Raw genomic sequence first — 21,531 nt, 5'->3', positions numbered from 1 at the left:
GGTGATCATGACGGAGCTGAGCGCGTCCACGCGGGCCGGGCTGGAGTCGGTGGTGCCCGGCGGCGTGACGACCCGGGCCGCGGACCGGCTGCGGATGGCCCACGACGCCTCGCACTACCTGCTGCACCCCGGCGCGGTGATCACGCCGGCCGACGCCGGTCAGGTGGCCGCGCTGCTCGCGTACGGGCGCCGCACCGGCACCGCGCTGACGTTCCGCTCCGGCGGCACCAGCCTCAGCGGCCAGGCGGTCACCGACCGGCTGCTCGTCGACGTGCGGCGGCACTTCCGCGACCTGACGGTGCTCGACGACGGGCGGCGGGTACGGGTGCAGCCCGGGGTGGTGCTGCGGCAGGTGAACGCGCGCCTCGCGCCGTACGGCCGCAAACTCGGCCCCGACCCGGCCAGCGAGTCCGCCTGCACGGTCGGCGGCGTGGTCGCCAACAACTCCAGCGGCATGACCTGCGGAACCGAGTTCAACACGTACCGGACGCTGGAGTCGCTGGTCCTCGCCCTGCCCGGCGGCACCGTGCTGGACACCGGCGCCCCGGACGCCGACGCCCGGCTGCGCGCCGCCGAACCGGACCTGCACGCCGGGCTGCTGCGGCTGCGCGACCGGGTACGCGGCAATCCCGACTCGGTGCGCCGCATCCGCGCCCAGTACGCCATGAAGAACACCATGGGGTACGGCGTGAACGCGTTCCTCGACCACGACGACCCGGCCGACCTGCTCACCCGGCTCGTGGTGGGCAGCGAGGGCACGCTCGCGTTCGTCGCCTCGGCGACGTTCCGCACCGTACCCGTGCACCGGCACGCCGCGACCGGCCTGCTGGTCTTCGACACCCTGGGCGCGGCGATGGCCGCCATGCCGGCGCTGGTGGCCGCCGGGCCGGCGGCGATCGAGCTGCTCGACGCCGCCGCCCTGCGGGTCGCCCAGCGCGATCCGAAGGCGGACGCGACGCTGCGCGGCCTGGCCGTGCGCGGGCACGCCGCGCTGCTCGCCGAGTGGCAGGAGTCCGACCCGGAGGCGCTCGCCGACCGGGTCGCCGCCGCCGGGCCGGTGCTGGCCGGCCTGCCGCTGAGCGCACCGGCCCGGCTCAGCGGCGAACCGGCCGCCCGGGCCGCGCTGTGGCACATCCGCAAGGGCCTGTACGCGGCGGTCGCGGGCGCCCGCCCGTCCGGCACCACGGCGCTGCTGGAGGACATCGCCGTGCCGGTCGAGGCGCTGGCCGGCACGTGCGCGGCGCTCGCCGACCTGTTCGACCGGCACCGGTACGCCGACAGCGTCATCTTCGGCCACGCCAAGGACGGCAACCTGCACTTCATGCTCAACGAGCGGTTCGACGGCGGTGCGGCCCCGGCGCGCTACGCCGACTTCACCGAGGAGATGGTCGACCTGGTGCTCGGCCACGGCGGCACGCTCAAGGCCGAGCACGGCACCGGCCGGGTGATGGCCCCGTACGTGCGGCGCCAGTTCGGCGACGAGCTGTACGAGGTGATGCGCGAGCTGAAGACGCTGTGCGACCCCGACGGCGTGCTCAACCCGGGAGTGCTGCTCAGCGACGACCCGGAGATCCACATGCGGCACCTCAAGACCGTGCCGGCGGTGGAGGAGGAGGTGGACCGCTGCGTCGAGTGCGGCTACTGCGAGCCGGTCTGCCCCAGCCGTGATCTCACCACCACGCCCCGGCAGCGCATCGTGCTGCGCCGGGAGATCGTCGCCGCGCAGGCCGCCGGAGACACCGCGCTGGTCCGGGAGCTGACCGACGACTACGACTACGACGCGGTGCAGACCTGCGCGGTCGACGGCATGTGCGCCACCGCCTGCCCGGTGCTGATCAACACCGGTGACCTGGTCAAGCGGCTGCGCGCGCAGGAGCACGGCCGGACGGCGGGGACCGCCTGGCGCGGCGCGGCCCGCCGCTGGGGCGCCACCACCCGGGGCATGGCCCGGGGACTCGACCTGGCCGGGACGCTGCCGCCCGCGCTGCCCGAGGCCGCCACCCGGGCCGCCCGCGCGGTGCTCGGCGCGGACCGGGTGCCGCGGTGGCAGCGGGACCTGCCGCGGGGCGGCACCCCGCGCCGCCCCCACCCGGCCGACGACCCGGACGCGGTGTTCGTGCCGTCCTGCCTGGGCACGCTGTTCGCCCCGGCGCAGGGTGGCACCGGCGTGGCCGCAGCGCTGCTCACGCTCGCCGAGCGGGCCGGCGTACGCCTGCTCGTGCCGGACGGCATCGGTGACCTGTGCTGCGGCACTCCCTGGTCGTCCAAGGGTCTTGCCGACGGCTACCGGGCGGTCCGCGACCGCGTGCCCCCGGTGCTGCGCGCCGCGAGCCGCGACGGCGCGCTGCCGGTGGTCAGCGACGCCGCGTCCTGCACCGAGGGCTTCGAACGGCTGCTCGACGGCGCCGGGGACGTGCGGGTCGTGGACGCGGTCGCGTACACCGCCGGCACGCTGCTGCCCCGGCTGACGGTGCGCCGCCGGATCGGTTCGCTCGCGCTGCACCCGACCTGCTCGTCGGTCCGGCTCGGCCTGGACGACGCGCTGCTCACCGTGGCCCGCGCGGTCGCCGACGAGGTGGTGGTCCCGGAGGGCTGGCAGTGCTGCGGCTTCGCCGGCGACCGGGGTCTGCTGCATCCGGAGCTGACCGCGTCGGCCACCCGGGCCGAGGCCGCCGCCGTCGCGGCACGGCCCTTCGACGGGTACGCCTCGGTGAACCGCACCTGCGAGATCGGGCTGGCGCGGGCCACCGGGCAGCCGTACCGGCACCTGCTGGAGCTGCTGGCCGAGGTGACCGCGCCGTAGCGGTCCGGTCCTCCAAGATCGACACCAGTTCGGGGAAGTGGTGGGGTCGGGCCGGGTCTGAAGGCGCCACTTCCCGATGGTGGTGTTGATCTTGGGTTCCTTGGCCTGGGCTTTGGCCGGGTGGCTCGCTTCTCATGCAGGGGATACCGCCGCTTCGGCGAGGTGGTGTCGGCCTTTGGTGGCGTGGGGTGCCGGGCGTGGGCAGGTCATACGTGATCGACACCAGTTCGGGGAAGTGGTGGGGTCCGGGTGGGTTGGATGTGACCACCTCCCCGTGCTGGCGTTGACCTTGGATCGGCGGGTGCACGTGGGGTGCGTGCTTGACGCCAACTCCGGGAGGTGGCTGGTTCTGTCCAGAGGTGCGCCTCCACTTGGGCGAGGCGGTCGCCGGTTGAGGGAGGCATCGGTGATGAGCGGGCCGGGGTGCGGTGAGCTGGGCGGGCGTACGGGGATCTCGATTGCAGGCGGGGCGATGGCGGCAGGGCTTACGGTGCGAGAGGGGAGTCCACGGGAGGGGTGACGCGGTGGCGGGGGTGCTGTCGGGGCGGGTCGCTGTGGTCACCGGCGCCGCGCGGGGGATCGGCCGGGCCGCGGCGGTGGCGCTGGCCGAGGCGGGCGCGGACGTGGCCGGGATGGACGTCGCCGGGCCGGTCAGCCCGATCCTGGACCTGCCGCCCGCTACCCCGGAGGACCTGGCCGAGACCGGCCGGCGGGTGACGGCGGCGGGCGCCCGCTGGTCGGCGCACGTGGCCGATCAGCGCGACATCGGCGCGGTACGCGCTGTCGCCGAGGCGGTGGAACGCGAGCACGGCGGCGTGGACGTGCTGTTCGCCAACGCCGGCATCCAGGCGTTCGCGCCGCTGCTGGAGATGACCGACCGGCACTGGCACGACCAGATCGACGTGAACCTCACCGGCGCCGCGAACGTGCTGCGGGCCTTCGCGCCGCTGCTGGTACGTCGCGGCGGCGGCCGGATCGTGGTCACCTCGTCCACCCAGGGGCAGCACGGCACGACGAACGGGTCCGCGTACTCGGCGTCCAAGTGGGGACTGATCGGGCTGGTCAAGTCCGCCGCGCTGGAACTCGGGCCGCACGGCGTGACGGTGAACGCGGTGATCCCGGGCCTGGTCGACACCGCCCTGACCCGGCACCGGGACCGGTACGTCCAGGCGCTCGTCGAGGCGGGCAAGCCGGCCTCCGGTGACCTGGCTCAGGTGGAGGACGCCGCGATTCAGGCGCTGCGGTCGAAGACGCCGCTCGGCGTGCCGTGGGTGGAGCCGGAGGACGTGGCGCCGCTGGTGGTGTTCCTCGCCTCCGACGCCGCGCGGATGGTCAGCGGCACGTCGTTCGCCGCGACGGCCGGCGACAGCGCCCACGTGACCGCCTGACCTCGCCGGGCTGCCGCTGCCGGCGGTCGTGGCTAGGCTCGGGCGATGCATCGATCGAGGTTGTACGCCCTGATCATCGACGCGCCGCAGGACGAGGCGGGGGAGACGGCCGCGTTCTGGTCCGCCGCGCTCGGCGCGAGCCTGCGCACCGATCCGGCCGAACCGGAGTTCACCGGCCTGGCCGACGTCGTGCCGGGGCTGGTCACCGCCGTGCAGTCGGTCGACGACGCGCCCCGTCACCATCTCGACATCGAGACCGACGACGTGGCCGCCGAGGTGGAGCGGCTGTGCGGGCTGGGCGCCACGCCGGTGTCCCGCTGGCTCGACTGCCACGTGCTGCGCGCGCCGGGCGGGCACCTGCTCTGCGTCATCCCGGTGGCCGGCGACAGCGAGGTGTTCGAGGCCACCGCGACCCGCTGGCCGTGAACCGGTAGGCACGAGCCGGCGCCCCGGCCGCGCGGGCCGGGGCGCCGGAACCGTGGGTCAGGAGCCGTACGGCAGCGTGACCGTCGAGGCGTTGCCGACGCCGAGGATCGTGGGCGCGCCACCGATGGCGTTCCACACCTCGACGCGTACCGTGCCGCCGGACAGGTTGCCCAGCGTGCCGGTGGCCGAGAGCAGGCCCTGGGTCTGCCGGTAGCGCTCCGCACCCGGGATCGGATCGGTGGCGAAGTACCGGTAGGTCTCCACCCGCTCGACGCTGCCGTTGCCGGTCAGGTCGTAGGAGACCCGGATCTGGACGCCGTTGCCGATCGCGGTCCCCGCGTCGACGGCCAGGTCGAACGCGGTCGCCCCGCCGGTGTACGTGCCGGTCAGCCCGGTGGCGGTGAACACCTGCGGGTTGGCCGGTGTGCCGTCGGAGTTGCCGTTCGCCGCCGCCACGTTCACCGTGCCGGCGGTGCCGGCGCTGCCGTCCAGCCCGCCGCCCGTACGCAGGTAGCGGACCGGTGTCAGCGGGGTGCCGGTACTCGGAGTGGGGCTGGCGGTGGTCGGCGTCGGCGTCGGCGTCGGGCTGGCCGTGGTCGGCGTCGGACTGGCGGTCGTCGGGGTCGGCGTCGGCGTCGAGGTCGGCGGCGGACCGGTCGGTACGGTCACGCCGCCGGTGGCGTCGCCGCCGCTCCACGCGTACGCCCCGGAGGTGGCCGTCCTCCCGGCCGGCACGGTGAGCGTGGTGCCGTTGGAGAACGTGACTGTGAGCGGCCGGGCGGTGATGTTCGACGCCACGTAGGTGCGGGCGCCGTTCTTGACGAACACCTTCGCCAGCGGGTGGTTCGCGGTGACCGTGGTGTCCACGGTGCCGAGCGCGGCGAGGTTGCGGATCCAGTGGAACGTGTGCGCCTTGCTCTCACCTTCCTCGCTGGTGAACCCGCTGTTCGCCCGGAAGTTGCGCAGCGCCTGCTCGCCGTCGCCGAGGGCCAGGAACTCCCAGATGATGTCCTGCCACACGGTCGGCGGGCCGCCCTTGTTGGTGACCAGCTCGGCGTAGTTGGCCTTGACGTACTCGGGGTGGTCGCCCAGGTAGAGGTGACCGCCGGTGATCGGCAGCATGTTGATGCCCTGGATCATCTCCGGCGCGGAGGAGAACCAGGTCGCGTACGCCCCGCCGTCGCCCCACACCATGCCGACCGTCTTGTGCCCGAACGCGGCCGGGAAGTTCTGGTCGTTCACGTCGAACCAGTACTCGGAGATGGCCGCCGACTGCGTGGTCCACAGGTAGACCCCGGCGTCGCGGACGGCGGTGTCGCCGGTGGCCTGACCCCACTGGATCAGCGCGTTGGCGAAGTTCATCCCCTCCGAGGAGGACTCCTGGTTGTTGCCGGCGAAGAACGGCGCCAGCCCGGAGGCCCAGTCGTGCCCGGCGTAGATGTCGAAGTCCCGCAGGTAGGGGAAGCGGCTGTCGGCGCGGTCGTAGTTGTTGGCGTCGCGGATGAGCAGGTCGATCATGCCGCCGTAGCGGCTGTCGTCGGCCCAGCCCGGGTCGAACTTGGCGACAGTGGCGGCGGCGGCGATGAAGTAGCCGTAGTGGAAGTGGTGGTCGTTCAGGTCCTCGTCGGAGCCGTACGAGGCCGGGTAGCCGATCAGCGTGCCCCAGTTGCGGTCGTAGTAGAACAGCTGGCTGGTCTCGCCCGAGCCGGCGGTGAGCCAGTTGGTCAGCCGGTTCTTCATCGCGGTCACCGCCGCGTCGCGGACCGGGGTCTGCCCGAGCTGGTCGGCGATCTCGGCGATCCGGGCGGCCCGGCCGAGTCCCTTGCCCGCCCAGTAGGTGTCCCGGCCGCTGACGCCCTCCGGGTTGCCCTGCTCGGCGTTGAGGTAGCCGGTGACGGTGGCCAGGTCCGCGCCGCTGGAGTCGCCGACGGCGGGCACCTCGGGCAGCACACCGGTGAAACGCATCGTGGTGGTGAACGACGGCACGCCGGTGAGCACCCGCATGGCGCCGCGCGCCGAGACGTACGTCGGGGTGATCGGGGTGGCGCCGGTGAGGCTGCGCCACTGGTGCGGGTAGAGCGCCACCACTGTCTTCGTCTCGCTGCCCTCGCGGGGCGTGGTGGTGAACGCGTACGTGGTGCGCACCGTTCCCGCCGACGGGTCGTACGTGTAGCTCATCCGGGTGCCGGTGACGTGGGCGTGGGCGTACCGGCCGTAGGTGTCGGCCAGGGCGGCCCGGTCGCCGCCGCCGGGCAGCACCGCGACCGAGAAGTACCCCTTGCCGGCCAGCGTCGAGCTGATGCCGGCGCCGTTGACGGTCCAGGTCGCGCCGGTCGGTGCGTACGCGACGTAGTCGTGGCCGTTGACAGTGAAGCCGATGGTGGCGCCGGAGTTGCGCCACACGGTGGGCGTCGCGGTGGCGGTGAGCTGCGCGGTGCCGCCGCTGACCGTGTAGTAGCTGAACGGCAGCCCGTGGCCGATGGTGGCGCGCATGGTGCGGCTGCCGTCGCTCCAGTCGGCGGTGACCGTCCAGTCGCTCCAGTCGGCGGCCTTGACGACCGGCGCGGACAGTCCGGGCATCCCGACGCGGACGTCCTCGCCGTACGGGTAGTGGAACTCGCCGACGCCGGTCGCGGTGCCGCTGATGGCCGGGGTGGTGGTGTACGACAGGCCGAGCCCGTTGTTCTCGGCCTTGAACGCCAGCGGGTGGGCGTGCAGGTTCTCGCTGCCGGCGCAGTTGTTGCGCTTCCAGATCAGCGACGACCACCAGTCGTTGGTGGGGATGGCGCCGGCGGGCGCGTCGGGGGTGGTGAAGATGCGCGGGTTGGTGCTGATCGCGCCGCAGCCCTTGGGCAGCTGGGCGCCGGGCGGCAGCGTCTCGGTGTAGCTGCCCGCGCCGACGGCGCCGGCGGTGGCCGTGCCGCCGCCGCCGGCCACGGCGCCCAGCAGGCCGGCGGCGAGCACGGACGCGGCGACGAGGGCGGTCGCCCGCAGACCGCGACGGCGGGCCGGGGACGGGACGGGCGCGGTCGGGGGTACGGGGTCGGGGGAGAAGTCCCGCAGGAGGTTCATGGAGGTCCCCTTCACGAGGAGAAGGCGGGGTACGAAATGGTGTTCCGGCAGTCGTGAGAGCGCTCTCTTGAGAAGGGACAGTAAGGTTCGGGTTACGGCTCCGTCAATGTCTTGTTACCAAAGAGAGCGCTCTCCCGTGCGCACGGAAGGCCCTCCGGTCACCTCGCGAAGCGCCCTGACCAGCTTCGACGGCCCGCACGAAGCGCCGCCCCCGACCGAGGCGGCCGGGGGCGGCGCGAGGACGCGTACGCCTACGCTGAGTCAGGCGGCGGTGGCGGCGAGACTCCGCACGTCGGTGCGTGCCGCAGCCGTGCCCGGCTCACCGGCGGCACCGGCTCGACCGGCGCCCGGCTGCCCGGCGCCCGGCTGTCCGGCGACCGGCCGCGACGCGGACTGCGACGAGCCGGCGGACTGCCGGGGCGCGGCGGACTGCCGCGGCGTCCGGGCGGCGCTCAGCCCCGCCTGCGCGTTGTTCCAGGCCGCGCACGGCCACGCCGCCCCGACGCAGCTCGGGCTGGTGCAGGCGCGCTCGGCGTCCGGCTGGTGCGCGTCGGCCACCGCGGCGGCCAGGTCCCACAGCAGCGGATCGGTCACCTCCGCGGGGCGGTCGGCGACGCGGTCTGTGCTGGCTTCGGACATGATTCGGTCCCCCTGTCGTGAACGGCCCCCACCTGTTTCCGGAAACCGCCCCGGCCAAACCTGCGCCCGCCGGGGCGTGGACATAGGCTGGCCGGCGTGGCGAGGTACTACGACCTGCATCCGGACAACCCCCAGCCCCGCGTGATCCGGCAGGTGGTGGACCTGCTGCGCGCCGACGGGGTGATCGCCTACCCGACCGACTCCTGCTACGCGCTCGGCTGCCGGATCGGCAACCGCGACGGCGTGGAGCGGATCCGGGAGATCCGGCGGCTCGACGACCGGCACCCGTTCACCCTGATGTGCGCCGACTTCGCCCAGCTCGGCCAGTTCGTCAAGCTCAGCAACGCGGTCTTCCGGCAGGTCAAGTCCGTCATCCCGGGCAGCTACACCTTCCTGCTGCCGGCCACCGCCGAGGTGCCCCGCCGGTTGCAGGACCCGCGGCGCCGGGTGGTCGGGGCGCGCGTACCCCGGCACACCGTGACCCAGGCGCTGCTCGCCGAACTCGGCGAGCCGCTGCTGACCAGCACGCTGCTGCTGCCCGGCGAGGACGAGCCGATGACCCAGGGCTGGGAGATCAAGGAACGGCTCGACCACCTCGTCGACGCCGTGGTCGACGCCGGGGACTGCGGGCTGGAGCCGACCACAGTGGTCGACCTGTCCGGCCCCGAGCCGGAGATCCTGCGCCGCGGCGCCGGCGACCCGGCCCGCTTCGAGTAACGATCACCCGTTCCGCCCCGCCGGGCCGCCGCCGTAGGGCACCGTGATCCCCGGCGGACGGTGACGGGGGTACGGCGTGGAAGCACTCGTGCTGATCACGGTGCTGGGTGCCACCGTGCTCGTCGGCACCACCATCGGCGGTCGCTACAGCGTCGCGCCGCCGGTCCTGCTGATCGCGATGGGCGCGCTGATCGGCCTGCTGCCGCCGTTCGAGAACCTGATCCTCGAACCCGAGGTCGTGCTGGTGCTGTTCCTTCCGGCGATCCTCTACCGGGAGAGTCTGGTCATCAGCCTCCGCGAGATCCGGGCCAACCTCACGGTGATCGTCGGGCTCGCCGTCGTGCTGGTGATCGTCACGATGGTCGCCGTCGCGTACACCGCGCAGGCCCTCGGCGTGCAGCCGGCCGCCGCGTGGGTGCTCGGGGCCGTCCTGGCGCCGACCGACGCCGCCGCCGTGGCCGGCCTGGCCAAACGGATGCCGCGCGGCATCCTCACCACGCTGCGCGCGGAGAGCCTGGTCAACGACGGTACGGCGCTCGTGCTGTTCGCGGTGGCGGCGGGCGTGGTCGCGGGCGGTACGGTGCCCGGTGCGCTGACGCTCAGCGGCGAGTTCGTCGGCAAGTCGGCCGGCGGGGTGGCCGCGGGCCTGCTCGTCGGCGCGGTCGTGGTGCTGATCCGCAAGCACGTGGACGACCCGATGCGCGAGGGCGGGCTGAGCATCCTCACCCCGTTCGTCGCGTTCCTGCTCGCCGACGCGGTGCACGCCAGCGGGGTGCTCGCGGTGGTCGTGTCCGGGCTGCTGCTGTCGTACGCCGCGCCCCGGGTCATCCGGGCCCGTTCCCGGGTCACCGCGTTCGCGTTCTGGGACCTCTCCACCTTCATGATCAACGGTGGGCTGTTCGTGCTGCTCGGCACGCAGGTGCCGCGCTCGCTGCGCAGCATCACCAGCCACTCGCCGACCGCGTCGCTCGGCATCGCGGTGCTCGTCGCAGCGGTCGTGGTGGCGATCCGCCTGCTCTGGGTGCACCTGTCGGTGTCGGCGCTGCAGCGGGTGGACCGGCGGGAGTCGAGCCGGGCGCGGCACTTCGACGGCCGGATGCGTACCGCCGTGGGCTGGGCCGGCTTCCGGGGCGCCGTCTCGCTCGCCGCGGCGCTCGCCGTGCCGGTCACCATGCACGACGGGAGCCCGGTACGCGAACGTGACCTGATCATCTTCGTCACCGTCGTGGTGATCGTGCTGATCATGCTGGTGCAGGGCACCACGTTGCCCGCGGTCGTGAGCTGGGCCGGCCTGACCGGCGACCGGGAACGCGACGAGGAGGTGCGCTGGGCCCGGATCCGGGCCACCGAGGCGGCACTGGAGGCGCTGCCCCGGGCCGCCAGCGACGTGGGCGCCACCCAGGACACCGTGGACCGGCTGCGCGCCGACTACGAGGACCACCTGGCCGACGCCCGCGACCCGGGTGGCGAGGACGCGGAGGCGGAGCGGGAGATGGCCCGCCGGCTGCGGCTTCGGGTGCTCGACCACAAGCGGCAGGAGATCACCCGGCTGCGCAACACCAGGCAGATCGACGACGCGGTGCTGCGGCAGCTCCAGGCGGCCATCGACATCGAGGAGATCCGGCTGCTCGGCCCGGAGATGGAGGAGTGAGCGACGCCGCCCGCGCCGGACGTCCGGCGCGGGCGGCGGCCCGCTCAGCGTGCGTCGACGGCGACAGCCGTGTACGGGGTGGCCGGCGTCGGCGGGGTGGAGAACCGGGCGTTGGGCAGGTAGAGCCGCCCGAGGGCGCTGGCGACGGTGGTCGGCACGTCGAAGTCCGGATCGGTGAGCACCCGGCGCAGCACACCGGTGGTGCCGGCGCGGTTCAGCTCGACCACGGCGACCTGGTTGAGCCGGTTCTGCACCACGTACAGCGTGCGGCCGAGCAGCAGCAGGCCGTCGCCGTTGACGAACGTGCTCCCCGGCACGTCGACGGTGGTGGTGACGCCGGTGGCCGGGTCCACCCGGAACAGCGTGCCGGTGTTCGACTGCACGACGATCAGCGCCCGCCCGTCCGGCGTGGGCGCGATGCCGTTGAGGTTGATGCCGGTGCCGGTCTGCTGGAAGTCGCCGGTCAGCGGCAGCGTGGTGAAGCCGCCGGCGGGCGGCAGCGTGCCACCGCCCCCCAGCGGCAGGCGGTACAGCACCGGCCGGTTCGAGTCGGTGAACCAGGCTGCGTCGCGGGTGAGCGCCACGTCGTTGACGAACGTCGGCGCGTCGGCGAACCGGTAGCTCGCGAGCACGGCGCCGGTGCGCGTGTCGATCACCCGGGCGTCACCGGCGGTGCCGCCGGCGACGAAGAGCCGGCCCCGCGGGTCGACCTTCAGGCCGAGCGAGGGGGTGCCGGTGGCGGGGCTGACCTGCCGGCCCGCTCCGGTGATGAGGTCGGCGCGGTAGATCTCGCCGGTGGCCCGCGACCCGAACCAGGCGTACCGGCCGGCGGCGGCGACGCCCTCCGGCTGGAAGCCGTCGGGCAGCGCGATGACGCTCGGGCGGCGGTCGTGGGCGGTGGCGGGGGCCGGGGCGGCGGTGGTGACGAGGGCGGCGGTCAGGGCGACGCCGAGGGCGGTCCTGATGCGTCGGTTCACTGTGGTCCTTCCGGCGAAACGGTGGAACAGGACCTACCCCACTGTACGGTCGCGGGCCGCTGCCCGCCCGGGACGCGACCCGGCACGGTGGCCCCGTGCCGGGTCACGTCGACTGTCAGCCGGCCGCGCAGGCCGGCGTGCCGGAGGGCGCGGTACCCGTGCCCTGGAAGCCGAACTCGGTGGTGCCACCGGCACCGACCTGGCGGTTGTAGTCCACGTTGCGGAAGGTCACCGCACCGCTGGTGCCGCTGGCCTGGGCGCTCCAGGTGTTCGTGATCGCCGAGCCCGAGGGCACTGTCAGCGACACGGCCCAGCCGTTGAGTCCGGAGGAGCCCGCGGTGATGCGGACGTTGGTGACGAAGCCGCCCGGCCACTGGTTGACGGTGAACGTGGCGGTGCAGGCGCCGGTCGGCGGGGGAGTCGTGGGCGGCGCGCTGGTCGGCGGCGTGCTGGTGGGCGGCGCCGAGGTGGGCGGCGTGCTGGTCGGCGGCGCGGTGGTGGGCGGCGGGGTGCCGCCCTCGTTGAGCGCGTTCAGCACGGCGGTGTACGCCTGCTTCTTGTTGCCGCTGCCGTCGAACAGCAGCGGGGTGCCGCTGGCCCGCCAGGAGTCGGTGTCCCGGATGCCCCAGACCGTGATGCCGTTGCAGCGCGGCACGGCCAGGCAGTCCCGGGTCACGTTGCCGTACGTGGTGGCCTGGCTGCTGCCCGAGCCCTCGATGTCCAGCTCGGTGATCTGCACGTCGACGCCGAGCGCGGCGAAGTTCTGCAGCGTGGTGCGGTAGTTGCTCGGGTACGGCGACCCGCTGTTGAAGTGCGACTGGAGACCGACGCAGTCGATCGGCACGCCCCGGGACTTGAAGTCCCGCACCATGTTGTAGACCGCCTGGGTCTTGGCCCACGACCAGTTGTCGGTGTTGTAGTCGTTGTAGCAGAGCTTGGCGCCCGGATCGGCGGCGCGGGCGGCACGGAACGCGGCCTCGATCCAGTCGCTTCCGGTGCGCTCCAGGTTGGAGTTGCGGCGGGCGCCGCTGTTGCCGTCGTCGAACGCCTCGTTCACCACGTCCCAGGAGTGGATCTTGCCCCGGTAGTGGGTGGCGACCTGGGTGACGTGGTTGAGCATCGCCTGGCGCAGCGCGCTGCCGGACATGTTCTGCGCCCAGCCGGGCTGCTGCGAGTGCCAGGCCAGCGCGTGTCCGCGTACCCGCATGCCGTTGGCCTGGGCGTGCGCGACGAGCCGGTCGCCGCTGCTGAAGTTGAACTGGTTCTGGGACGGCTCGGTGGCGTCCCACTTCATCTCGTTCTCGGCGGTGACCATGTTGAACTCGCGGTTCAGGATGCCGACATACGTGCTGTCGGACAACTTGTTCACCGCCACCGCCGTGCCGAAGTACCGGCCCTGCTCCGCCGCCGACGCGCCGAGCGTCGTACCGGCGCTGGCGCTGGTCGCCGCCGCTATCGTGGCGGCGACCACCGCGGCCCCCGCCACCATCGCGACCACAGCGGTCCGCGGGCGTGACCGGGCTGCCGCGCTCCCGCTGCCGCGGGCGAGCACCTTGTCCATCTGAACGCCTCTCTAGCCTGTCAATGGGATCGGCTCGCCTCGGCCACCGCCCGCCACGATGTCGGCTCCGCGCGGCCGCCCGGTGGCCGCGCCAGGTGGGGGAGTGAATCCCCGGCACATCGTGAGTGGATCGAAGCGAATCTCTGCCCGGAGCCTACCGGAAGCGTTCCGAAAACTTAATCACCTCGATACGTCGACATCGGGGCACGCGGCACCGGACGAACGGGCGGAATCCCGGGCGGGGGCGGTAGGCGGGCATGCGCGTACCGCCCGGCGCGGCTCCGGAAGTTTCGGGGAGCGCCGGTTCTGCCGGTTGAGTCGATCGCGTCGCCGGGCCGATGCTTGACGAATCGACCGTAGACGATGGAGGAGGTCCTGGAGGATGCGCCGACCCGCGCTCGTCGTACTCGTCCTCGCCGCCCTGCTCGCCGGCACCCCGGCGGTCGCCCGGGCCGGCGCCGCCGCACCGCCGCCCGAGCCCGCCGCGCTCGCCGCGATCCGCACGCCCGGCACCGCCTGGGGGCACGACCCGGCCACCGGCCGGCTGACAGTCACCGCCGACGACACGGTACGCGGGCGCGAGCTGGCCGCGTTGCGCCGGACCGCCGACCGGGCCGGCGCGGTGCTGCGCCACGAACCCGGGCGGCTGCGCACGCTCATCGCCGGCGGTCAGGCGATCCACGGCGGCGGCGGGCGCTGCTCACTGGGCGCGAACGTGCGCAGCGGCGCCACCTGGTACTTCGTGACCGCCGGGCACTGCACCCGCCTCGCCGCCACCTGGTACGCCGACAGCGCCCGCACCACGGTGCTGGGCAGCCGGACCGGCAGCAGCTTCCCCGGCAACGACTACGGCGTGGTCCGCTACACCGGCACCGTCGCCCACCCGAGCGCGATCCACACCTACCCGGGGCAGGTCACCGTCACCGCCGCGGGCAGCGCGTACGTCGGGCAGGCGGTCTGCCGCAGCGGGGCCACCACGGGCGTGCGGTGCGGCACCGTCACCGGGCTGAACGCGACTGTCAACTACGCCGAGGGCAGCGTCACCGGGCTCATCCGCACGAACATCTGCGCCGAACCGGGCGACAGCGGCGGCCCGCTCTACGTGGCGGCGACCGGCACCGTCATCGGCGTCCTGTCCGGCGGCAGCGGCAACTGCGCGAGCGGCGGCACCAGCTACTACCAGCCGATCCTGGAGATCCTCGCCGCGTACGGCCTGACCATCCCCTGACCGGCCGCGCGGGCGGCACGACCGCCGCCCGCGCCGGACCGGTCACCCGGTCAGGCGTCGCCCGGCACCGCCATCTCGCCCAGGCGCGACCAGTCCTGCTGCGGCACCGTCATGTTGACGATCCGGGGCGTCTCGGCCAGGTGCGGCGGCAACGTGCGCTGGGCGGTCCGGAAGTGCTCCGACTGCACGTGCGCGGCGCCCGCCTCGTCGTCCCGGAACGCCTCGACCAGCACGTACTCGGTCGGGTCGTCCAGGCTGCGGGACCAGTCGAACCACAGGCAGCCGGGCTCGGCCCGGGTCGCGGCGGTGAAGTCGGCGGCGATCTGCGGCCAGCGGTCGGCGTCCTCCGGGCGGACCCGGAACTTGGCGGTAATGAAGATCATGGGATCAGGCTACCCAGGGCCGGCGGCCACCCGCGCGGCATCAGCTCTTGGCCGCCGGGCCGAGCAGCTCGGCCGCCCGCCGGTCGGCGAACGCGGTGACCGCCTGCTGCCCGGCACCGAACACGATCGCCAGGCCCAGCAGCGCGGCGGTGCTGCTCACGCTGGTCTCCACCAGGCCGCCGATGACCAGCATGATGCCGACCACCGCGACCAGCGGGCCGACGGCGAGCTTGAGCAGCCCCTGCTGGAACGGCAGCTTGTAGGGCAGCCCGCCGGACCGGGAGGTGATCATCGACGGCAGCGCGCTGAGGAACGCCCCGAGGGCCCCGGCGATCAGCACGAAGAACAACAGCCGCCAGGCCGGTACGCCACCGGCGTCGGTCGGCGCCTCCAGCAGCCGGACGTCGTGGCTGAGCCACTGCACCAGCACCACCAGGACCTCCGCCAGCAGCGCGAACACCGACAGGCCCAGCATCCGGTTGCGCAGCCGGCGCGCCGACTCGTGGAACTCGTCGGACGCCGAGTGGTAGCGCAGCAGCAGCGCCTGCACCCGGGCGCGCAGCAGCGCCTCGGACGGGGCGCCGGCCGACGGGTCGAGGTCGGTGAGCACCTTGTCGTCGGCGGGCAGCACCTGCGCCGCCGCGCTGCGGTACGCGGGCAGCAGCCCGGTCAGCTCGTCCGCGGAGCGCAGCGCCACCATGGCCCGCTCCACCGAGTGGATCGTCTGCCACGCGTACTCCAGGTTGCCGCCGCGCAACCACTCGACCACGCCGCTGCGTCCGAGCACCACCTCCACCCGGGACAGCTGCGCGCGCAGCGCCTCGGCCCGCTCGGGGTCGCGCGGGGACAGCACCGCGAGCTGCTGGTACAGGTCGTCGAGCTTGGTCCGTACGCGGACCTGCCACACCGCACCGGGAACCGACGCGGCGGGCCGGGACGGCCCGCCCTCCGGCGCGTTCCGGGGCTCGGGTATGGCCTCCGGCTGGGTCTCCTGCTCGATCATCGTGCCCCACCTCTTTCCCCCCACGCCGCGCGGACCTGCTATCAGTATTCGCAGGTCAGGGCCATAATGGCTAGAGCACACCGGACAGTCGACCCGGCTCGCGAGGTGCGGGATCCGGCCCGACGGACGAGGCCGCAGCCGTCGGGCGGTCGGTAGCCTGAGCCGGTGACCGTCTACGCCCTCGCACAGCTCACCATCCACGACCGGGCGCGCTACGACAGGTATGCCGCGGCCTTCCCGCCGGTGCTGGCCCGATACGGCGGGAAGCTGCTCGCCGCCGACACCGCCCCCCGCGTGGTGGAGGGGGAATGGCCGCACCAGAAGGCGGTGCTCCTGTCCTTCGACAGCCGCGAGGACTTCGAGCGCTGGTCCACCTCGCCGGAGTACCGGGAGATCTCCCGGGACCGGGAGGCGGCCACCGAGGGCGTCGTGCTGCTGCTCGACGGGATCGGGCACGCCTGGCCGGCCTGACCCGCGGGCCCGCTCAGAGCCGGTGCCGCACCCACACGTTCGGCTCGACGTACGCGGCGTGGTCGTGGTCGGCGTCGACGAGCACCGGCGTCAGCGCTCCGGGCACGCGTACCGGGCCGGAGGTGTCGAACGGCAGCCCGGTCCAGCGCCGCCAGTCGGCGAGCGTGCCGGTCACCGTCATCGAGCGGGGCGCGATCCGCTCGATCACCCCGCCCGCGCGGACGTGCACCCGCAGCCACGGGTCGGCCGGCAGCCCGTCCGGGCGGTGCCGGGCCACGTACTCGGTCATCGGCACGTCCGGGACGGCGGCCTTGCCGCTCGGGCGCACCGGCGCCACCAGCGTGTCGAAGCCGGCGCGGGCCACCGCCGCGCGCATGGCCGCGAGCATCAGCCCGGACACCCCGCCGCCGCGCCGGTCCGGTCGCACGCAGATCTCCAGCGCGGACACCAGGTTCGGCGTCGACCCGGTGAGCCGGCCGAGCGTGGCCCGCTGGATCACCCGGTCCCAGCCGCCGTCGGGCAGCTCGTCCTCGGTCCAGCGCAGCGGCACCGCGTACCCGCGGGCCACGGCCCGGCCCGGCTCGGCCGGGTCGACGGCGGCGAAGACGAACTCGGGGTGCAGCTCGTGCGCGACGCCGTAGTAGAGCGCCCCCATCGGATCCCAGAGCATGAACGGCGGCCAGGCGCCGTCGAAGTCGTTGTCCAGCAGCGGCGCCAGGTCGGGCCGCTGCGCCAGTGTCACGATCTCCAGGGTCACGCCGGGCAGGCTAGGGCCGCGCGGCCCGGACCGCACGCGGATTACCGCTGCGCCCCTGGTTAGGCTGCCGGCATGGCAGATCCGTTCCGGGTACGCGTCACCGTGCGCGGCTACGAACTCGACACGCAGGGGCACCTCAACCAGGCGGTCTACCTCCAGTACGCCGAGCACGCCCGCTGGGAGTGCCTGCGCGCATCCGGCATCGGCCAGGACCGGCTGCTCGCCGGCGGCGTCGGGCCGGTCGCGCTGGAGGTGACGGTGCGCTACCTGCGGGAGCTGCGCGGCGGCGACGAGGTCGACGTGACCTGCGAGTTCCACTGGGGCGAGGGCAAGACGTTCCGGATCGGCCAGGAGTTCACCCGGGCCGACGGCACCCCCGTCGCCTCGGTGTCCGGCGTCGGCGGGCTGCTCGACCTCACCGCACGGCGGCTCGTGTCCGACCCGCGCGAGCGGTTCCGGGCGCTGGCCACCGACCCCGGACCGATGAGCCTGTAACGCCCGGTCAGCGCGCCGCGCGCAGCCAGGCCAGCACTGCGAGCACCCGCCGGTTGGTGTCCTCGTCCGGCGGCAGGCCGAGCTTGGCCAGGATGTTGCCCACGTGCTTGCCCACCGCCGCCTCGGTGACGTGCAGGCGGGCCGCGATCGCGGCGTTGGAGTGGCCCTCGGCGACCAGCCCCAGCACCTCCCGCTCCCGGGGGGACAGCGGGCCGAGCGGGTCGCGGGGGCGGCGCAGCAGGTGCCGCACCACGTCCGGGTCGACGGCGGTGCCGCCGGCCGCCACCCGGCGCAGCGTCGCGGCGAACTCGGCGACGTCTGCCACCCGGTCCTTGAGCAGGTAGCCGACCCGGTTGCCGTCGCCGCTGTCGAGCAGCGCGGCGGCGTACCCGCTCTGCACGTGCTGGCTGAGCACCACCACGGCCAGGTCCGGGCGCTCGGCGCGTAGCGTGACCGCCGCGCGCAGGCCGTCGTCGCGGTGCTGCGGCGGCATCCGGATGTCGGTCACCAGCAGATCGGGCCGGTGCGTGCGGACCGCGTCGAGCAGCTCCGGGGCGGAACCCACGGCGGCGTCCACCGCGAAGCCGAACCGGGTCAGCAGGCCCACCAGGCCCTCCCGCAGCAGGACCTCGTCCTCGGCCAGGACGACCCGGATCACGGACGGCACGGCAGCTCCACCCGCACGAGGGTAGGCCCACCGGGCGGGCTGGACAGCAGCAGCCGCCCGTCCACCGCGGCCACCCGGTCCGCGAGCCCGGTCAGGCCGGTGCCGCGCGCCGGGTCGGCGCCGCCCCGGCCGTCGTCGCACACCTCCACCACCAGCAGCCGTTCGTCGCGGATCAGCCGCACCTGCGCCCGGGTGGCCCCGGCGTGCCGGGCCACGTTGCCGAGCGTCTCCGAGACCACGTACCAGGCGGTGGTCTCCACCAGCTCCGGCACCGGGCGGGTCAGGTCGGCGTGCACGGCGACCGGGACGACCGACCGGGCGGCCAGGTCACCGACGGCGGCGGCCAGGCCGAGTTCGCTGAGCTGCGCCGGACGGATGCCGTGGACGATCCCGCGCAACGTCACCATCAGCTCCTTGGCCTGCTCGTGCGCCGCCGCGAGCGGCCCCGCCGCCGGGGAGTCGTCCGGCACGTCGAGGCGGGCCAGCCCGAGCTGGAGGGTGAGGCTGGTCAGGCGCGGCTGCACGCCGTCGTGCACGTCCCGCTCGATGCGGCGGCGCTCGGCCTCGTAGGCGCTCACCAGGCGGGCCCGGGACCGGGTCACCTCGCGCAGCGCCGTACCGGCGGGCGCGTCGTCGAGCAGCAGGCGGGCCACCGTCGCCTGGACCGCTACGAGCAGGCCGGCCAGGTAGACCAGCGCCGGAACCGCCAGCAGACCGGCGAGCGCGTACGGCACCGCCTCGGCCGGGGAGTCGACTGTGGCCCAGACCAGCACGATCCGGTCCTCGCCGCCGGCCAGCCACGGACCGGCGATCAGCACCGCGTCCAGCAGCGCGAGCAGACCGACCGTTCCGTACGCCGGCGGCACCGCCACACCCAGCACGGCCAGGTACGCGGCCTCCCGCCACCCGGCGGCGGTGGTGAGGCGGGCGGCGAGCCCACGCCACCGCGGTGCTGTCACCGGGCGGTCGTCGACCAGGCCGAGGCGCCACCGCTCGACGGCAGCCACCGGCGCGCCGGCCAGCGGGGCGAGCGCCACCACCGCGAGCGCCAGCACGGCCAGCACCGCCAGCGCCGGGGCGTCGACCGGGCGGCCCCGCCGCAGCGCGCCGGCCACCAGCAGCAGTGGCGCGGCGACCACCGCCGCGCCGAGCGCCGCCGCGCCGGCCAGGGGCAGCGTCGTGACGGCGTACGCCAGTGCCCGCCACGGCCACGCGGACAGCAGGTAGCGGCGGCGGCGCAACGCGCCGGCCAGCCCGTGATCAACGGTCATGCGGTGACGCTAGCCAGGCCACGCCGTGCTTCCCAGCCGGCTGGACCCCGCTCTCCGGGTAGGCCTGGCCCTACCTCGAACCGGCCCGCCACGCCCCGTGTGCCGGATGCCCGGAGACGGTGCACTCAGCGGATGAGAAACCGCCTCGCGGGCGCCTGCTGGCTGCTCGCCGCCGTGTCGTTCCTCGTCGCCAACGTGGTCGTCGGCCTGGCCTGGGAGCAGCCCCGGTTCAGCTGGGCCGAGCACAACATCAGCGACCTCGGCAACGTGACCTGCGGCGTGTGGGACAGCAGCCGCCCGCGTCCGGTCTGCTCGCCGTGGCACCCGGCCATGAACGCCGTGTTCGTCGGCGCCGGGCTGCTGCTCGCGCTCGGCGCGCTGCTCGCACACCGGGCGCTGCGCCCGGGCCGCGCCGCGACCGTCACCGTCGCGTCGGCAGTGGCCGCCGGATCCGGGTACGTGCTGGCCGGCCTCCACCCGGCCGACGTGGACGAGAACCTGCACGTGCTCGGCGCGCTGCTGGTCTTCGCGCTCGGCAACGCGGCGCTGCTCGCCGCCGCGCTCGGCCGGTCGCCGCTGCTGCGCGAGCTGCGGACCGTCAGCGCGTTCCTGGGCCTGCTCGGCCTGGCCGGCACCGTGCTGTTCCTGTCCCGGGTGGACGCCGGCATCGGCGTGGGCGGCATGGAACGCGTCGCCGTGTTCCCGCTGTTCGCCTGGGTGACGGTGACCGGGCTGCGGCTGCTGCGGTCGCGTCGGTCCCGGCCCCTATCCTGACCGGATGGAGCTGGCGTTCAGCGGCGAGGTGTGGTTCTGGCGCGGCCCGGCGCCGTACCACTTCGTCACAGTGCCCGACGAGCAGAGCGCGGCCATCGAGGCCGCCTCGGCGTCGGTCACCTACGGCTGGGGCATGATCCCGGTGACGGTCCGCATCGGTGACACCGGCTGGCGGACGTCGCTGTGGCCCAAGGACGGCCGGTACGTGGTGCCGCTGCGGGTCGCGGCGCGCCGGGCCGAGGGCATCGAGCTGGGCGACCGGGTCGACGTGCGGCTGACGGTGGACGTGTGACCGGGCCGGAGCTGGCCGAGGCGGGCCGGCTGCTCGCCGCCGCCCGGCGGCCGGTGGTGTTCACCGGGGCCGGCATGTCGGCCGAGAGCGGCGTGCCGACGTTCCGGGACGCCCAGACCGGGCTCTGGCAGCGGTACGACCCGCAGGAGCTGGCGACCCCTGCCGCGTTCCGGGCCGACCCGGCGCTGGTCTGGGGCTGGTACGAGGCACGCCGGCACGGGGTGCGCCGGGCCCGGCCGAACCCGGGGCACCGGGCGGTGGCCGCGATCCGGGCCCGGTGCCCGGAGACCGTGGTGATCACGCAGAACGTCGACGACCTGCACGAGCGCGGCGGTGTGCCGGCCCCGGTACGCCTGCACGGCAGCCTGTTCGCGCCCCGCTGTTCGGCCTGCGCCCGGCCCGCGCCGCTGCCGTCCGACCTGCCGCCGCCCTCCGACGCGCCGGTGTCGTTCGGCAGTCCGGAGGCGCACGACGAGGCGGAACCGCACGACGGGCCGGAACCGCCCGGCGGGCCGGAACCGCCCGGCGGGCCGGAACCGCCCGGCGGGCCCGTGTCGCATGCGCCGGAACCGCACGCCGGGCCGCTGACCCCGCCCGCGTGCGCCGGATGCGGCGCGCCCGTGCGGCCCGGGGTGGTGTGGTTCGGCGAGGCGCTGCCGTCGGCCGCGCTCGACGCGGCGGTCGAGGCGGCGTCCGGCTGCGACCTGCTGCTGACCGTGGGCACCTCGGCGCTCGTGCACCCGGCCGCCGAGATCCCGCTCGTGGCGGCCCGTCTCGGCGCGCCCGTGGTGCAGGTGAACCCGGTGCCGACGCCGCTGGACGCGATCTGCGCGGTGAACCTGCGCGGCCCGGCCGGCGAGGTGCTGCCCGCGCTTGTCCGCGCCGCCTGGCCGGACGCCGACGCCGCCTGGCCGGACGCCGACGCCGCCTGGCCGGACGCCGACGCCGGCTGAGCC

Annotated in this window: 20 protein-coding genes; 11 read left to right on the top strand and 9 right to left on the bottom strand. The window is 74.5% G+C overall.

The window, feature by feature from the left end:
- Positions 1-7: 7 nt before the first annotated feature.
- The 3 genes from IF06_RS0121925 (at position 8) to IF06_RS0121915 (ending at position 4,617) form a co-directional block, all read left to right on the top strand.
- Complete coding sequence (locus IF06_RS0121925; protein ID WP_030273232.1) at positions 8-2,803, top strand: FAD-binding and (Fe-S)-binding domain-containing protein; 2,796 nt, start codon at positions 8-10, stop codon at positions 2,801-2,803.
- A 524-nt stretch (positions 2,804-3,327) separates the two neighbouring features.
- Entirely contained in the window at positions 3,328-4,191 is an 864-nt protein-coding gene (locus tag IF06_RS0121920) for an SDR family NAD(P)-dependent oxidoreductase (RefSeq protein ID WP_013286496.1), read from the top strand.
- Positions 4,192-4,236: 45 nt separating this feature from the next.
- A complete protein-coding gene (locus IF06_RS0121915) occupies positions 4,237-4,617 on the top strand; it encodes a VOC family protein (RefSeq protein ID WP_013476665.1) in 381 nt (126 codons plus the stop codon).
- 57 nt (positions 4,618-4,674) lie between these two features.
- On the opposite strand, the gene IF06_RS0121910 is transcribed toward IF06_RS0121915, so the two are convergent.
- Both IF06_RS0121910 and IF06_RS0121905 read right to left on the bottom strand, forming a co-directional pair.
- Entirely contained in the window at positions 4,675-7,689 is a 3,015-nt protein-coding gene (locus tag IF06_RS0121910; protein ID WP_030273230.1) for a glycosyl hydrolase, read from the bottom strand.
- A gap of 261 nt (positions 7,690-7,950) precedes the next feature.
- Complete coding sequence (locus IF06_RS0121905; protein WP_030273228.1) at positions 7,951-8,328, bottom strand: hypothetical protein; 378 nt, start codon at positions 8,326-8,328, stop codon at positions 7,951-7,953.
- Between the two features lie 96 nt (positions 8,329-8,424).
- On the opposite strand from IF06_RS0121905, the gene IF06_RS0121900 reads away from it, so the two are divergent.
- Together IF06_RS0121900 and IF06_RS0121895 are read left to right on the top strand one after the other, a co-directional pair.
- Complete coding sequence (locus IF06_RS0121900; protein ID WP_013286492.1) at positions 8,425-9,045, top strand: L-threonylcarbamoyladenylate synthase; 621 nt, start codon at positions 8,425-8,427, stop codon at positions 9,043-9,045.
- A 76-nt stretch (positions 9,046-9,121) separates the two neighbouring features.
- Complete coding sequence (locus IF06_RS0121895; protein ID WP_030273226.1) at positions 9,122-10,696, top strand: Na+/H+ antiporter; 1,575 nt, start codon at positions 9,122-9,124, stop codon at positions 10,694-10,696.
- Positions 10,697-10,740: 44 nt separating this feature from the next.
- Here the strand turns inward: IF06_RS0121895 and IF06_RS0121890 are convergent, their stop codons facing one another.
- Positions 10,741-11,673, bottom strand: a complete 933-nt coding sequence (locus IF06_RS0121890; RefSeq protein WP_030273224.1) for a hypothetical protein — start codon at positions 11,671-11,673, stop codon at positions 10,741-10,743.
- Positions 11,674-11,788: 115 nt separating this feature from the next.
- Entirely contained in the window at positions 11,789-13,234 is a 1,446-nt protein-coding gene (locus tag IF06_RS0121885; RefSeq protein ID WP_013286489.1) for an endo-1,4-beta-xylanase, read from the bottom strand.
- A gap of 382 nt (positions 13,235-13,616) precedes the next feature.
- On the opposite strand from IF06_RS0121885, the gene IF06_RS0121880 reads away from it, so the two are divergent.
- Positions 13,617-14,462, top strand: a complete 846-nt coding sequence (locus IF06_RS0121880) for a S1 family peptidase (RefSeq protein WP_013286488.1) — start codon at positions 13,617-13,619, stop codon at positions 14,460-14,462.
- Between the two features lie 50 nt (positions 14,463-14,512).
- Here IF06_RS0121880 and IF06_RS0121875 read toward each other — a convergent pair whose 3' ends face one another.
- Entirely contained in the window at positions 14,513-14,845 is a 333-nt protein-coding gene (locus IF06_RS0121875) for a putative quinol monooxygenase (protein WP_013286487.1), read from the bottom strand.
- Between the two features lie 40 nt (positions 14,846-14,885).
- Positions 14,886-15,848 carry a hypothetical protein gene (locus tag IF06_RS0121870; RefSeq protein ID WP_013286486.1) on the bottom strand — a complete coding sequence of 321 codons (963 nt, stop codon included), beginning with the start codon at positions 15,846-15,848 and terminating at the stop codon, positions 14,886-14,888.
- 165 nt (positions 15,849-16,013) lie between these two features.
- Here IF06_RS0121870 and IF06_RS0121865 point away from each other — a divergent pair, with 165 nt between their 5' ends.
- A complete protein-coding gene (locus tag IF06_RS0121865) occupies positions 16,014-16,319 on the top strand; it encodes a DUF1330 domain-containing protein (RefSeq protein ID WP_013286485.1) in 306 nt (101 codons plus the stop codon).
- Positions 16,320-16,332: 13 nt separating this feature from the next.
- Here the strand turns inward: IF06_RS0121865 and IF06_RS0121860 are convergent, their stop codons facing one another.
- Positions 16,333-17,076, bottom strand: a complete 744-nt coding sequence (locus tag IF06_RS0121860; protein WP_030273223.1) for a hypothetical protein — start codon at positions 17,074-17,076, stop codon at positions 16,333-16,335.
- A 72-nt stretch (positions 17,077-17,148) separates the two neighbouring features.
- On the opposite strand from IF06_RS0121860, the gene IF06_RS0121855 reads away from it, so the two are divergent.
- Positions 17,149-17,571 carry an acyl-CoA thioesterase gene (locus tag IF06_RS0121855; RefSeq protein ID WP_013286483.1) on the top strand — a complete coding sequence of 141 codons (423 nt, stop codon included), beginning with the start codon at positions 17,149-17,151 and terminating at the stop codon, positions 17,569-17,571.
- Positions 17,572-17,578: 7 nt separating this feature from the next.
- Here the strand turns inward: IF06_RS0121855 and IF06_RS0121850 are convergent, their stop codons facing one another.
- Both IF06_RS0121850 and IF06_RS0121845 read right to left on the bottom strand, forming a co-directional pair.
- Positions 17,579-18,238: a response regulator transcription factor gene (locus IF06_RS0121850; protein ID WP_013286482.1), complete on the bottom strand. Its 660-nt coding sequence runs from the start codon at positions 18,236-18,238 to the stop codon at positions 17,579-17,581.
- Positions 18,226-19,509, bottom strand: coding sequence for a sensor histidine kinase (locus IF06_RS0121845; RefSeq protein ID WP_013286481.1), 1,284 nt, complete (start codon positions 19,507-19,509; stop codon positions 18,226-18,228). The genes IF06_RS0121850 and IF06_RS0121845 overlap by 13 nt, the downstream gene beginning before the upstream one ends.
- A 132-nt stretch (positions 19,510-19,641) precedes the next feature.
- Between IF06_RS0121845 and IF06_RS0121840 the strand changes: the two genes are divergently transcribed.
- Genes IF06_RS0121840 through IF06_RS0121830 form a run of 3 tightly spaced genes read left to right on the top strand, consistent with a single transcriptional unit; the run spans position 19,642 to position 21,528 of the window.
- The gene (locus tag IF06_RS0121840) at positions 19,642-20,283 is read left to right on the top strand and encodes a DUF998 domain-containing protein (RefSeq protein ID WP_030273222.1); all 642 of its coding nucleotides are present in this window, start codon (positions 19,642-19,644) and stop codon (positions 20,281-20,283) included.
- Positions 20,284-20,287: 4 nt separating this feature from the next.
- Positions 20,288-20,575: a DUF1905 domain-containing protein gene (locus IF06_RS0121835; protein ID WP_013476678.1), complete on the top strand. Its 288-nt coding sequence runs from the start codon at positions 20,288-20,290 to the stop codon at positions 20,573-20,575.
- Entirely contained in the window at positions 20,572-21,528 is a 957-nt protein-coding gene (locus tag IF06_RS0121830) for an SIR2 family NAD-dependent protein deacylase (protein ID WP_030273219.1), read from the top strand. The genes IF06_RS0121835 and IF06_RS0121830 overlap by 4 nt, the downstream gene beginning before the upstream one ends.
- Positions 21,529-21,531 lie beyond the last annotated feature (3 nt).

It is taken from the genome of Micromonospora globosa, from assembly GCF_000717585.1.
Classification (GTDB): domain Bacteria; phylum Actinomycetota; class Actinomycetes; order Mycobacteriales; family Micromonosporaceae; genus Micromonospora; species Micromonospora aurantiaca.
This window is presented reverse-complemented; position numbering and strand designations above follow the sequence as displayed.